Origin of the sequence: Rubripirellula amarantea (genome assembly GCF_007859865.1) — a bacterium.
Lineage (GTDB): Bacteria > Planctomycetota > Planctomycetia > Pirellulales > Pirellulaceae > Rubripirellula > Rubripirellula amarantea.
Genome location: NZ_SJPI01000002.1, coordinates 194,074 through 208,365 on the forward strand (window position 1 = coordinate 194,074; position 14,292 = coordinate 208,365).

The window sequence follows — 14,292 nt, forward strand, 5'->3', positions numbered from 1 at the left end:
ACACCACGCCGTGACAAGCTGGTCGATGACTCGTCGCTTGTGACGAACGACAAGCCGATCACTAGCCGCGAGTTTCCACCCGGCAAGACTCGCGGAAGGTAGCTTTTGAAACTTTGCCCGCGAATCCTACTCGTCGGTTTCGACCAACGAGAATCCCAGCGACTCGATCAAGTTCAGGTAGACCAAGTAGAACACCGGCACCAAGAATAGCACGAGGATGGTGGCCAGCATGAGCCCGAAAGCCAAGCTCGCCGCCATGGGAATCAGCAACTGAGCCTGAAATGAACGTTCCGTCAACAACGGCGCCAAACCGGCGATGGTTGTCATACTCGTGAGCAGAATCGGGCGAAACCGGCGTTGGCCAGACTCAACCAGTGCTTCGCGAATCGGGACCCCTTCGCGAACGCGTGCGTTGATGAAGTCGATCAACACGATCGAATCATTGACCACGACACCCGCCAAAGCCACGAGCCCAAACATGCTAAAGAGCGTCAATGGGATTCCCAGCAAAGCGTGTCCCCAGACCGCGCCGATCATGCCAAAGGGCACAATCATCAGGATCAACAAGGGTTGGATATAGCTGCGGAATTGAAGGACCAGCAATACAAACATCGCGACGATGGCGACCGCAAAACCGATCAGCAAACTGCCGACCGACTCGTTACTTTGTTCCCGTTGTCCTTCCCATCGCACTGAGATGTCAGGGTATTGTTTCTGCAGATTGGGGACAAAATCGCGTTGCAGTTCGCCAATGATCAAATCTGAATTCGCTTTGGTTTCGTCTAAGTCTGCTGAAATGGTGATCGAACGCATTTGGTCAACACGATTGATCTCCGAGAAACCGCGGCTGAGTTCGACTTCGGCAAGTTCGGTGATCGGCCGCTGCGAACCGTCGGCGGCTTGAACACGAATTTCGCGGAAGTTGACCAAGCTTTGGCGTTCTTCTTCGGGATAGCGAACCATCAATTTCACTTCGTGACGTCCGCGTTGCAAACGCATCACTTCGGCACCAAAGTAAACGTTGCGAACTGTTTCACCCAAATCCGACGGTGTCACTCCCGTTGCCAAAGCGCGATCCTTCACGCGGAATTGGAATTCCCATTTGCCGGGCGTATTGTCGTCGGCAATGTCATACACACCAGCAAAATCAGCCAAACGGGTTTTGACCGCCTCGGTTGCAGCTAACAGTTGATCGACGTTCTCACTCGGGGCCAGCAGTTTGAACTCGATCGCTTTCCCGCCGGGACCAACGCCGATGGTTCCAAAGGTGATTCGCTCGGCGCCGGGGATTTCACCCACTTCTTTTCGCCATGCAGAGATCAAGTCGTCGCTATGGACATTGCGGACTTCGGTGTCAAACAGTTCGACAAACACTTGACCCACGTGAGAACCGCTTCCGCCACCGCCAGCAGCGTTCTGCGTGTTCGTGATCGTCCCAAGGTCGCGATAGGTTAAACGGACGGGGCCATCGCCTTGCAGTCCTTCGAACTGATACGTTTCCTCGGGTGAAATACCCGTCTCTTCTGAACGTTTTTTGGCAACCTGCTTGCTGATCTTGCGAATCGCTTCTTCGATTCGGCGCGTAGCACGATCGGTTTCGATAGCCGGAGTTCCGTCTGGAAACGAAATGGTGGCTTGCAGGTTGTTGTTGTCCGTCTTCGGAAACAAGATCGACGGAACAACTCCACCACGTATCAACCCGAACGTGAAGATGAACATCGCAATCGCCATTGCGATCGGAATTGGTGGATGTTTCAGTGAGAACTTCAAGGCCGGCGTATAAACACGATTAACGATCCAGTCCAACCCCAAACTGGCGCGATCAGAAGCCCAATGAAGTGCGATTGCAAACGGACGCACCGGATAGGTCAGCACCGAGATCATACGAAAGAACCCGGTGTGCTTATGAGCTAAGTGCGTGGGCAGCACAAAAATGCTTTCCCAGAGCGAGATCACCAGCATCGCGATAACCGCGAACGGAATCACCGCCATGAATTTGCCCATCACCCCCGACACAAAGAACATGGGGGAAAAGGCGATCACGGTGGTTGTCACCGAAGCCGCGACACTGCCCATCACTTCGACCGTTCCGTCGATCGCAGCTTGCCGCAGGGACTTGCCCATTTGTATGTGCGAATAAATGTTCTCGCCAATCACGATTGCATCGTCGACGACAATGCCGAGGGCCACCAAGAACGAAAACAAGCTGAGCATGTTCAGCGTCTGATTTCCCCACGCCAGGAAGACACCGGCTCCCAGAATCGAGATCGGAATTCCCAGAGCGACCCAAAACGCGAGACGCATTTCCAAGAACAACGTCAGCACCAAGAACACCAGAATCAAACCTTGCGTGCCGTTTCGAAGCAACAGATTCAAACGTCCGCGCACTTCCGTGCTTGTGTCGCCCCAAACTTCGAAACGGTATCCCGGCGGTAGCGTTGTTTCAGCGACGTACTCACGCACTTGCTTGACCATGGCGAGCAAGTCTTCGGATTTGGTGCGGTCGACATTCACCACCATGGCGGGTTCGCCGTTGATCTCACCCACCGCCGTGATGTCTTGGAATTCGTCTTTGACTTCGCCCAGATCGCCGACTGTCAAAACCACGCCACCGGATTGAGTGACCAAGGGCAACTTTTGGATTTCTTCGCCAACGCGGCCTTTGTTTTTGGCCCTCAATAGGATCTCTTGGCCTTCCGCTTTGAGTTGTCCGCCGGGCAATTCGATGTTTTGAGCTCGAATTAAGTTGGCGACTTGATCAAGGGACAAGCCATAACTGCGCAGTGTCGCCTCGGGAATTTCAACGTCGATTTGATACGGCCGCGATCCCATGATCGAAGCCGACGAAACCGACGGCAACGTCAGCAGGTCGTCCCGAACGCTCTCGGCAACTTCTCGAAGGCGTAATTCCGATGATTCAGTGCGCTCGTTCGGCCCAACGACGCCAACGCGTATGGCTGCCTCACGAAAGGTGATTTGCTGAATCTGCGGATCTTCGGCAAGGGCGGGAAAGCTAGGAATACGATTGACCTCGCGGTCGATCTCGCTCATCACTTTCTGGACGTCTTTGACATCGCTGCGCAGTTCCGCCAACACATAACCGGAACCTTCGCGAGCGATCGACGTAACTTTCTTAATGCCATCGATGCTGCGAATCGCTTCTTCGATCTTTTGGCAGATAGCTTCTTCACTGTCTTTAGGAGTCGCGCCGGGGTACGGCACCGTCACCATTACGATTTCGAGCTCGAAAGCAGGAAAGACCTCGCGACGCATGTTGTAGAGCGAAAATCCGCCCATCAACATTAGCGCCAGCATCAACACATTCATTCCGGGAGCGTTGGTGATCGCCCATGATACGGCTTGTTTCATCAGTGGTTCTCCCCGTCATCAGCAGAATCGACAGGCGGGCTCACAAGGGCTTGAGCTTGAACCAGCTTGGTAGCGACAGTGGCAATTTTAGATTGAATGGTCGTTGAATTTTCGTTGATCGAATCGGATTCTTGATCGTCCCGCGTTCGCGAATTTCCTTGCACCTGAACTGCGTTGTCTTGATTCGTCGTTGCCGCTTCGTCTTGTTTCAATTGAGCTCGCGCGGGCAGGAATTCGCCGTCCACGGTTCCGATTGGCGAAACGACAACCATCGCACCGGGCTTCAAATTGTCTCCGGTGACCTCGCAAACCCAAAGCCGATCCTCGCCACCAACTTCAGGAGCAAAGAACGTTGGCTTGTTTTCGGCGATCAGTTTTAAGTTGGCTATCGACAAGGAATCCACCGGAGTCACTCCTGATTCCACCTGGACCCGGCCTGCCACCCATTCGCTGGCGACAAAACCATCCTCCGACTCGGCGATCGTTTCCTCGGTCAGGTCCGAAGCATCGGTCGCGCCCTCATCGTTATCAGCTTCGGCAGTGGTGTCTTCGGTCGTAGTAGCTTCGGCCGTGGTGTCTTGAACGCTCGCGTCTTTCGCACCCGTATCGCTGACCGACTTGGTTGGCGGTTGCAGGACCGATTCGTCCGGAGTGAAGTGGTAGACACGATTACCAGGTTGCATTGCCTGAGCGGGAATCACTACCAACGGCGTTTTGGGATCGATGAACAATTTGACTTGAACGTACATGCCGCGAACCAACGCGGGTGCTGACGGATCGAAACGCTCTTTCCCATCTTTGCCAATCGTTTGTCGCGGCTTATCAACCACCACTCGCACGGGAACGGTGCGAGTTTCAGAGTCCAGCCCAATGCCGTTGTAGGACAGCAGTTTGCCGTTCCAACGGTAGATCACGCCATCACGTCCGGACAATTCGTATTCGATGACCGCTGGCGTTTCAGGCAACTCGTAACCGCGAGCCGCCTCGTCAACCGATGTGCCCTTTTGGTCAAGGATCCAATAGAGCTGGTCCATTCGCAAACTCGACGCTACTTCCACTTTGGATGTGTCGTCGATCACCACCAAGGTCGTTCCGCGGGCAACAAATGTATTCAAGTCGGCTTCTTCGGCCGCGATCACACCTTCAATCGGAGCTCGGATTTGCGTTCGCTCAAGATTCACCTCTGCGCCGCGTAGTTGAATCTGAGCCAGTCGCTCCGATGCTTCCAGTCGCGTACGTCGCTGTTTGAGCAAGTCGAGTTGATTTTCTTGGCTGATCAACGTTTGGGTTGCCGTCAGCACTGACTTTTCGGCTTGTTCCAAGTCAGCGGCCGTGCCAAATCCAGGTGGCAACGATTGTTGACGTTTGAACTCTCGTTGCTGTAGGCGGATGTCGTCTTTGGCAACTTCAATAAGACGCTGCGCGTTGGCCATTTCCTGGTCGAGTTCTTTCAACGACTGATAGGCTTGTTCTTTTTGACGCGTGAGTTCTTCGACTTGCAGTTCGTAATCGGTGGCGTCAATTTTCATCAGCAATTCGCCCTCTTGGACGTACTGACCCGTTTCACACTTCTCCGATTTAAACACGACTCGACCCGCGACTTCGGCCGCCACGCGAGCTTCGCGGTAAGGTATGACCGTTCCATCGACGTCCAAGTTGAGCTTAGCGCCGGTTTCTTCTAGCGACATCAAACGCTCGACTCGCACCGGCGCAAGCGCTTTCATTCGGCCCGTCCGCGTGACATCAAGTGGCGGACGTTTTTCCGGTTCAACGGTTCCCAACGCCCACACCGCCGCCGCGGCCACGCCCAGCAATAGCAAAGGAACGACGACGTTGACGAATAGAGTCGAGCCTCTTGAGCCGCGTTTGAATCGATTGCTATCGGTTTTGATATCGATCGTGGGCAGCTTGTCCGATTCATCGACTTCGCGGACGCTCGAAGCGGGAGGAGGATTAGACATAGATTTCAAAAGAAAAGTTTATAGTTGAGGTGGGGCGACTACGCCGTGACTTTTAGTGTGAGCCAGCGCCGAAAGTGTCACCGCTGATATATGCTCGACCAAGGTTTCGATGCTGAAGTGCTTCTTCCGTTCAGTCGCTGGGATCAAAATCTCAATCACTTTGGCGCCGAACTTGTGATAGACGCACTGGCCCACCACGCTCAGCGCTAATTGGTCGATCACATGTTCGTCGACGGCCTCGGTGGTGAGGTCATGCAACGAACGTTTGAGCCTTTGAAAAAGTGGCTGAAAAAATTCACGGATCAATTCGTCAAAGACCGGGGTTGGATTTTGCATCTCTCGCATCATCAACTGCGACTCCCAACCCGTTGGGTCATCAGCGAGAATGCGTGACAACAGGGTGCGCACGATGGCTCGAAGAACTTCGGTGGGATCAGACAATTCTGATTGAGGTGTCGGAAATCGACGTTCGCGGGAATCTCGGATTCCCCGGATCACTTCGCGATAGAGCCCCATCTTGTCACCAAAGTAGTATCCCACCGAGGCAATGTTGACGCCGTCGGCCGCCGCGCAGATTTCTCGTACGGTCGCTCGGTCGTAACCAGATGACGCAAAGACGGGCCCCGCGGCTTCTAGCAAGCGAGTACGGGTATCAAAATCGGACTCCGTGACCGCTGTGTCGCTCACGGGAGGGGTAGGCTGGGAAGCCGGGCTGGTCATGCATTGCCCTTTGAAAACGGTTTAAACAGTTGTTTAAAACAATCGTTTGAATTGGCCGATTTGTCAAGTCAGCCGTTTTACGCAAGTTTGCGTATCGCTTCGGGAAGAGCTTCGCACTCCAGTTCAAAAACGCGTGCGGCGAGCGTGTCCGCGGTATCCGTTTGCTCGACACGACAGCTCTTTTGCAACACGATCGGGCCGTTGTCGTATTCGTTGTCGACATAATGAACGGTACAACCACTGACCTGGACCCCGCGGTCGATTACGGCTTGGTGGACACGATGGCCGTACATTCCTTCGCCACCGAACGCCGGTAATAGCGAAGGGTGGATGTTGATGACTTTCCGCTCAAATGCCTTCGGGATCAGAACGTGTTTTAGGAAGCCTGCCATCACGACCAATTCGGCGCCTGATCCGGCGCAAGGATCGAACATCGCGTGTGAGTACTCATACGGATCGCGATGCTCGGACTTGCGAACAACCAGCGTTGGGATCTTTGCTTCTCGGGCAACGTTCAGGCCTTTGACGGTACCGCTACTGCTGATGACCAGTTTGATGTCGATGGGCAAATCGTGCTTATCGCGATGGTGAATCAGGTTCGCCAGTGTTCGACCGCTGCCGCTTAAGAACACTGCGATGGGCAGATGTGCTTTCGACATCAGTTCACCACTCGCTTGACGTACACATGACCGTATTCCGCTTCAATGGCGTCTACCGATTCGATGACTGCAAGTGAAACGGAGTTCGCCAGCGTTTCGTTAGCGATCATTTCATTGTGTTCGTTGACCGCTGCGGACACTTCGTCGTCGCTGGTCGAGACACCAATCTCAATACGGTCAAGGTATTCGCATTCGATTGCCTTGCGTTGATTTTGAACGGTGCGAATGATGTCTTTGGCGATGCCTTCGCGGCGAAGTTCATCGGTGACTTCGGTATTGAGCACGACGACGCACTTCAAACCTTGCGCGGCTGCCCAACCTTCGCGAGCTTGCAAACGTACTTCGATGTCCTGATCGTCCAGAACAATCGGCCCATCTGGCAACTCGATCGTGACGCTGCCGTCTTTTTGCATCGATTGCAAGAGAGCGTTCCCATCGGCGTCGGCCAATGCCTTCTTCACCGCTGGAATGTTCTTGCCAACCTTGGGGCCAAGTCGTTTGAAGTTCGGCACCACCAAGTACTTCACGTATTCATCGCCCTCGGTGGTGTACTCGACAGCTTTGACATTCAGTTCTTCGCGTACCAACGCATCGTGTTGCCTGAGCCAATCCACATGAGTGTCATCGGTAAGCACCACTTCCACGCGAGACAACGGCAAGCGAACCTTCAATTTTGCTTCCGCCCGCGCCGCCCGGCCAAGCGAAGCAATTTCGCGAAGCACATTCATCGACGCCGAAAGTGTCGGGTCGATTCGCGTAGGATCCGATACCGGATAATCGCAAAGGTGAACGCTCTTAAGCACCTTGTCGCCGAACGGTTCCGACAGGCTTTTCCATAGGGTTTCGGACAAGAACGGAACAAACGGCGCGATCAATTTGGAAACTTCGATCAACGTTTCGTAGAGTGTCCAGTAAGCGTCGAGCTTGTCTTGGGAATCCGTTTCCTTAGCCCAGAAGCGATCGCGCGATCGCCGTACGTACCAATTGCTAAGTCCGTCGACCAAACTCGTGATCGCTTTACAAGCGTTGTAGTTATCCAACGCATCCATACGTTCGGTAACAACGGCAACGGTGGAGCTTAGTTCGGAAAGGATCCAACGATCAATCTCGCTACGCTCGGACGCGTCGCGATATTGAGGCGACGATGCGAGTGATTCAGGCGATAAATTTTCATCCGCCCCGGTTGCCGTGGTCGGGTCAAAGCCATCGATCTCGGCGTAGATCGTCAAGAAGCTGTAAACGTTCCAAAGTCGCAACAAGAACTCGGGGATCGAATCTTTAATGGACTGTTCGGCATAGATGATCGAGCTCCATGGCGGCTGGTTGGCAAAGAAGTACCAACGCAGAGCATCAGCACCATAGCGATCAAAGATTTCGTCTGGGCTGCGATAGTTGCGAAGGCTCTTTGACATCTTGCCAACAAGTCGTTTGAACTTCTTGCCGGGATGCTTCGCCTGTTCCTCTTCGGACAACACCATCGTGCCGTCTTCTGCTTCGTACCATTGAGACAACATCAGGCCGAGCACGATGCAATTACGAAATGGGTGCGGGTAGTCGGCGACAACCCCAAGCTCTTTCTTGCTGGTTCCCTTCTTGCCGAACAACATCGTGCTGATCGCAAGTTGGCTGTAGAACCAACCGCGGGTTTGATCCAAGGCTTCGCTGATGAAGTCGGCTGGGAATTGGTCCTCGAACCGATCGGCATTTTGATGCGGGTAACCCCACTGAGCGAACGGCATCGCGCCGCTGTCGTACCAGCAATCGATGACTTCGGTAACGCGGTTCATTCGTGCGCCCGGAGCGAACGGCGAATCATAGGTGACTTCGTCGATGTATGGTTTGTGAACACGCAGGTCGTCAACCAGTTCGGGATTAGCGGCTTTCGCCTTCGCCCAAACTTCGGTTCCTTGGATGCCGGGTTTGGCGAGCAGTTCGTCATAACAAGAAATGGCTTCCTGCTTGCCCGTTTCGCTGCAGGTCCAAATGGGAAGCGGCGTGCCCCAGAAACGTTCGCGAGACAAAGCCCAATCAACGTTTGATTCCAGGAAGTTACCGAAGCGGCCATCTTTGATGTGATCGGGCTGCCAGCCAATCTTGGCGTTGTTGGCAAGCATTTCGTCCTTGAACTCAGTTGTCCGAATGAACCAACTGCGACGAGGATACTGGATGAGCGGGTCTTGATCGGCTCGCCAACAAAACGGGTATTCGTGCAGGTATTGTTCGAGCAACAACAGTCGACCGGATTCTTTGAGCTCACGCGAGATCGGCTTGTCGGCGTCTTTCACCCAGACGCCCTTCATGGACGCGAACTCATCGGTGAACTTTCCATCGGGACCGACTGCGCAAAGTAGTTCGGGAGCATCGCCATCAACAAATCGCTTTTGCTCCTCGATCAGCACGTCGTAGTCGACCTCACCAAACGCAGGAGCCTGGTGAACGATGCCGCTACCCGATTCCGTAGTGACAAAGTCAGCCGCAACGATCCGCCAGTACTTGGATGCTTCGCCACCCTCGACCAGCTTGCCGCTTGGGTCGCCAGTGGCTTTGACGTAGTTATCAAACGGTGGCGTGTAGCGTTGTCCGATTAGGGACTCGCCGCTGATCGTTTCGACAACTTCCAGTTCACGTTTGAGCTTCGCTGAAATGGTTTCCACCAGGGCCGACGCCATCACCAGCTCTTGGTCGGTTTCGGGATCTTTGCAGACGGCATAGTCGATCTTGCTCGGATGCACGGCCGCGTACATGTTGCTCGGCAACGTCCAAGGGGTGGTGGTCCAAACCACAAGTGAGCGACCGGGGTGGTCAACTAAAGGAAACAGCACATACACACTTGGGTCGGCGACTTCTCGATAGCCTTGGCCGACTTCACCAGCGGATAACGCCGTCCCACCTTGAGCCCACCACCACACGATCTTGTGACCCTGGTACAGCAACCCTTGATCGAACAGTGTCTTTAGGGACCACCAAACGGATTCGACGTAGCTTTGGTGGTAGGTGACGTAGGCATCGTCCAAATCCACCCAAAAGCCCAGTCGGCGAGTCAGCGTTTGCCACTGCTGCATGTATCGCCAAACACTTGCCTGGCATTTTTGAATGAAGGGTTCGATGCCGTAAGCTTCGATTTCTTCTTTGCTGTGAATCCCGAGCTCCTTACCGACTTCGACTTCGACGGGTAATCCGTGCGTGTCCCATCCGGCCTTGCGCTCGCATCGGTAGCCCTTCATCGTTTTGTAACGAGGAAACACGTCCTTGATGCTGCGGGTCAGGCAATGGCCGGGGTGCGGCATGCCGTTGGCCGTCGGCGGGCCTTCGTAAAACACGAACGAGGGCCCATCGGCGCGCCGTTGCAGCGACGCTTGGTAGATTTCATTCTCGTCCCAGAATTTTAGGATTTCCTCTTCGAGTTTAGGAAAACTGGGGCTACCGGAAGGGGCACGAAGGGGGCTGGCCGATGCGGGCATGGTGGTCGTGGCGCTAGCGTGGCAAATAGGAAGGCGAGGACGGTCAATCACGAACGCGTGATTGTAGAGCGCAGCGGCCAATCGCCGTAGGCCGGCTAATCTGAGAAGCCACGCCGGGGCCGTTGGTTCGCGCGGAGCCAAAACGGTTCACGCTGAACCAAAAGTAGCTCGTATCGCCCGAAACGAACAATCCGTGCCAAACTCGTTCGTGCGAGATTTCGCGGTACCCATGACACTCGCGGTAGCCATGACGTTCGCCGTGCCTATGAAGTTCACCGTGCCCATGAAGTTCACCGTGCCCATGACGTTCACCGTGCCCATGACGTTCACCGTGCCCGGCCCTCGCAACCAGCGAGCTCAACCCAGGGGGCGTCGAAGCAAGCCAGCCCGCCCAGTGGTCACAACCGCCAGGGCCGCGGGCGCTTAGATGCTGGCTACTAGATGTTGGCTACGAAACTGTCGCGGCCAAGAGCTTTTCAAACTCAGACATCGAAATCGTCGAGTTCGGTTTCCATCAACCGCAGTTCTTCGAGCCACAATCGGATGTCGTTGTCGTACTCGGTCGCCATGTCGCCGAGAACCAGTTGGCGGTGGAACTCAGCCGCGCCGCCTTCAACATGCTCGGCCGCTTCACCATCAGGGAATCGGCGATTGGGATCGGGTGAAATCATTTGGTGGATGAACTTCATCAACAGCTCGTTGACCAGGACCTCTTCGGGCAGCAGTTCCGTGAGTCGACTGGGGAGTTCGCGTTTTGCGATCAACAGATCACGAAGCTTTGCATTGGAAACAAACGGATTCATCCCACTCAGCATCTCGACCAACACGTAACCAGCACTAGCGATGTCACTTCGCGGTGTCGCCAACCGGTTTTCTAGCACTTCAGGCGCCGCATACATCGGTGTGCATTCGCGTTCCCGGGGAGGGTTCGCAACTTCGATCGCAGACCCCATGTCAATCAGCTTGGTGTGGCCGCTGCGTTTGAGCATGATGTTGGCGGGCTTGATGTCGCCATGAACGATGCCCTCGCGGTGCAACGAAGCGAGTGCCGCTAGGACTTCTCGGACAATGGCAACCGCAACGCCCGCTTTGAAACGCGACTGAGTTGTTCCCGCGGTCAAAATCACTTCGTTGATGTATTCCCAGCGAGCCGCATCGACTCGGCCATCAAGCATCGATAGGCAATGAGGCGACATCAACTTGCGAAGGTCATAGCCATCGACCCATTCCATCATCATGATGCGAATTCGATTTCGCTCGATGAAGTTTTGAACGTCAAGCAGGTTGTCGTGTTGAATCAACGCGACCTTCGCAGCAATGCTTGCGACGCGTTTCATCGCTTCGTTGTAGGCCGCCGCTCCCGCGTAGCGTTCCGGCGAGAAGACTTTCATCGCCACGGGAACGGTGAAGCCGTCGGTACCGCGGTACTCCGTCAAGTAAACCTCGCCCTGACCACCTCGGCCAAGCAAGCGAAGCATATGGTGATGGCCAGTCCAACTCACCTTATGGTCTTTGGTGAGCATTTCGTAGCTCGCCAAAAGCTTAGGGTCCGCCGAAGCATTCTTGGACGACCCGCCATAGGATATCGTCGGATTCGGTTCGTAGCGTGTGGTGGATTGCATCAAGGTACGTGTCTCTTCCTGAAACCCAGAGCGAGTAATTTTCCGTGGCAAATAATCTAGTCTAATTTAAGACGCGTCAAAACCGTCGCGTACCAACATCCTCATTTCCCAAATGAGCTCGGCCAATCAGCAAGGCCGCACCCGCACCGGCGACAAATCCGCCGATATGGGCCCACCATGCTACTCCGCCAGCCTGTCCAGAGGCGGAAGCCGAGATGCCATTGTACGTTTGCAGCACGAACCAAATGCCTAGAAAGACCGGTGCGGGCAAAACAAATACCTGAATCAAGATTGGAATCGGCAGGATGGCTTTGACTTTGGCATGCGGGTAAAGCCAAGCATAGGCACCCATCACCCCCGCGATTGCTCCGCTGGCACCGATGGTCGGGACGACGCTATTCATGTTGGTGTAGAAATGCGTCAAGCCGGCCGCGATGCCGGTGGCTAAGTACACGACCGCGTAACCGATGTGTCCCAGCCGATCTTCGACGTTGTCGCCAAAGATATATAAGAACCACATGTTGCCTAGAAAGTGCATCCACCCGCCGTGCAAGAACATACAGGTCAACACGGTTAACCAAGGTGCCACGGCCGAAGGTGCAATCGTCTTAGTGGCGATCTGCCGTTCAAGGCCTCGGTTGGTCTGCACGATGACTTCTTGCTGAATGACCGTGGGCGCGTCTTCGTTAGACAACCGCACCGGCACCATCCCGTATTGTTCGGCAATCGATCCGGTGGGATCCGACAGTTGAAACAGGAACGCGACCGAGCAAATTGCGATCACGGCATAATTGACAAACGGAGTGCGGCGACTCGGGATGCTGTCTTGAAGCGGAATCATAGAGGACGTGCGCGCGAAGTATTGAGTGAGAGCGAATCGGAATCACTTAATGAGTGAAACTCTCGCGACGCATCGTACACGGCTTTGGGGCAACCGTGTGACGTCGTGCAAGTCACAAGCTCTGAAAAGGAAGCTTTCAAAACGATGTCCAATCCGGCGAACCGAAACCCCGCGAAGAGCCGGCGAACCGCAATCAAAGGAAGAGCCGGCGAACTGCAATCAAGGGAAGTGCGGGCAAACCGCGATCAGGCGAAGAGGGTGCGGCGATTGGCGAATGAGTCAGCCAGCGATCAAACTGTGGGCGCATAAAAAAAGTCGGGTCAGCGTCCTGCGTTCCCGACAATTCGTTATTGCCAAGCGACTGGCTCAATCTCTCTCCTGATATTGAGTCAATCGCCCGACGTACCGGCTGCTAAGCAATCGGCACGATGAAGCAAAAAACAGGCGGCGAGTCCATTCGCTCAGGTCCTAAGACCTGTTGCTCGATCCTCGAGCGCACCGATGTAAAAATAAGTCATCGCAATCTTTGCGAGTCTCCGCGAACCATCGAATCATTCGAGTGGTCCTTGGTTTGATGAGGACATCGCAATGTCCGTCGCAAATTGGAAGTCGCGTTCCAATTTGATTGTGAATCGTTAAGAGCTTGAAATCTGGTTCAATAGATCGATGACTTAACATCAGCGATCATGACAACTGATCAGAGAACAAGGTGGCCAACCGATGGTGATGAAGAGTCGTTGACGAGCCGTTCATCGTTTGAGTTGGCAAAGTGAGTCACCGAAGCGTTCGGTAAGACACCGCGAGCAGGCTGAGTGAATCAGCTTGACGTCATAGCGGCGGAGAGTCTGACGGATGGTTGATGGGGTTGATCTGAGGGTTTCCGATTCGAACATGAAACGCAGTTGAATTCGGATAACTCATAGCAAACTTCTCCGTCGAAAAAAAATGCAACTCGCTGCCGTTGGTGAACAGCAACCATTGCTTCAATGAGGCTGCAAGAATTTGGCGTTGCCGCCTGCGAATGTCAACAACAATCTTGGTGAAGAAAGTAAATTCAATTTCAGCAATTCATCGAAAGCTAACGAATCGCGATGTGATAGATCAGAAAAAAATGTTTGCGTTGTTTGGGCATCGACATTCACGCCATTGCTGCGGCACATTCACGTGAAAACGTCAACCCCGAGAACGAATGAATTTTGCTTTCTTTGCGTTAAGAAATACAAGGCTTCGTCTCGCAACAATGCACGGTGCTATCAACTTAATTCGCGTACGCGGACTTTCACTTGTCGATCGCTCATCGTCGACCGCTCATCGACGTTAAGCCATCAACGTTCAATCATCGCTATTTGCTCAACGCCTTCCACTCAATGCCCTTCACTCATCACATGTGCAGCGGTGCGACCAGCGTTCGTGGTTCCAGCGTTGATCATCGCTTGCTGCGTCGATCGCTAGCTTAGTCTTCATCAAGGGGGCTGATATGAGTCGTGCCAGTGAGTAATGCCGTTACGGGCCGACTCTGACGCAGCGATGCTGCTTTGGTAGAATGCCGCTGTGCTGTTCTTTTCGCAGTTCGTCCTCATCGCGGTTCGCCACTCTCTGGCAAAGGGTTTCTATCATCAACACTCACGATCCCAGACGCTTATGGAGCGATTCGTACGT

At 54.1% G+C, this 14,292-nt stretch carries 8 protein-coding genes; 1 reads left to right on the plus strand and 7 read right to left on the minus strand.

The features are described 5' to 3' along the window. Positions 1-126 precede the first annotated feature (126 nt). The 5 genes from Pla22_RS14240 to ileS all read right to left on the minus strand — a co-directional run bounded on the left by Pla22_RS14240 (position 127) and on the right by ileS (position 10,170). On the minus strand, positions 127-3,369 hold the full coding sequence (locus tag Pla22_RS14240; RefSeq protein WP_146515521.1) for an efflux RND transporter permease subunit: 3,243 nt from the start codon (positions 3,367-3,369) through the stop codon (positions 127-129). Beyond that, positions 3,369-5,330: an HlyD family efflux transporter periplasmic adaptor subunit gene (locus tag Pla22_RS14245; RefSeq protein WP_146515522.1), complete on the minus strand. Its 1,962-nt coding sequence runs from the start codon at positions 5,328-5,330 to the stop codon at positions 3,369-3,371. Before Pla22_RS14245 ends, Pla22_RS14240 begins: the two co-directional genes overlap by 1 nt. A gap of 18 nt (positions 5,331-5,348) precedes the next feature. Then, complete coding sequence (locus Pla22_RS14250; protein WP_165440674.1) at positions 5,349-6,017, minus strand: CerR family C-terminal domain-containing protein; 669 nt, start codon at positions 6,015-6,017, stop codon at positions 5,349-5,351. Positions 6,018-6,127: 110 nt separating this feature from the next. Then, positions 6,128-6,709, minus strand: coding sequence for a phosphoribosylglycinamide formyltransferase (gene purN, locus Pla22_RS14255; protein WP_146515524.1), 582 nt, complete (start codon positions 6,707-6,709; stop codon positions 6,128-6,130). Continuing rightward, positions 6,709-10,170, minus strand: a complete 3,462-nt coding sequence (gene ileS, locus Pla22_RS14260; RefSeq protein WP_146516522.1) for an isoleucine--tRNA ligase — start codon at positions 10,168-10,170, stop codon at positions 6,709-6,711. The genes purN and ileS overlap by 1 nt, the downstream gene beginning before the upstream one ends. A 193-nt stretch (positions 10,171-10,363) precedes the next feature. Here ileS and Pla22_RS14265 point away from each other — a divergent pair, with 193 nt between their 5' ends. Next, a complete protein-coding gene (locus tag Pla22_RS14265) occupies positions 10,364-10,597 on the plus strand; it encodes a hypothetical protein (protein ID WP_146515525.1) in 234 nt (77 codons plus the stop codon). Positions 10,598-10,652: 55 nt separating this feature from the next. Here Pla22_RS14265 and Pla22_RS14270 read toward each other — a convergent pair whose 3' ends face one another. Together Pla22_RS14270 and Pla22_RS14275 are read right to left on the minus strand one after the other, a co-directional pair. Then, a complete protein-coding gene (locus Pla22_RS14270) occupies positions 10,653-11,792 on the minus strand; it encodes a serine/threonine protein kinase (protein ID WP_146515526.1) in 1,140 nt (379 codons plus the stop codon). 76 nt (positions 11,793-11,868) lie between these two features. Then, complete coding sequence (locus Pla22_RS14275; protein WP_146515527.1) at positions 11,869-12,633, minus strand: rhomboid family intramembrane serine protease; 765 nt, start codon at positions 12,631-12,633, stop codon at positions 11,869-11,871. Between the last annotated feature and the right edge of the window lie 1,659 nt (positions 12,634-14,292).

Bases quoted from the DNA above. Each gene is read 5' to 3' on its own strand.
- Pla22_RS14240 (WP_146515521.1), bottom strand. From the start codon at position 3,369: ATGAAACAAGCCGTATCATGGGCGATCACCAACGCTCCCGGAATGAAT.
- Pla22_RS14245 (WP_146515522.1), bottom strand. From the start codon at position 5,330: ATGTCTAATCCTCCTCCCGCTTCGAGCGTCCGCGAAGTCGATGAATCG.
- purN (WP_146515524.1), bottom strand. From the start codon at position 6,709: ATGTCGAAAGCACATCTGCCCATCGCAGTGTTCTTAAGCGGCAGCGGT.
- ileS (WP_146516522.1), bottom strand. From the start codon at position 10,170: ATGCCCGCATCGGCCAGCCCCCTTCGTGCCCCTTCCGGTAGCCCCAGT.
- Pla22_RS14270 (WP_146515526.1), bottom strand. From the start codon at position 11,792: ATGCAATCCACCACACGCTACGAACCGAATCCGACGATATCCTATGGC.
- Pla22_RS14275 (WP_146515527.1), bottom strand. From the start codon at position 12,633: ATGATTCCGCTTCAAGACAGCATCCCGAGTCGCCGCACTCCGTTTGTC.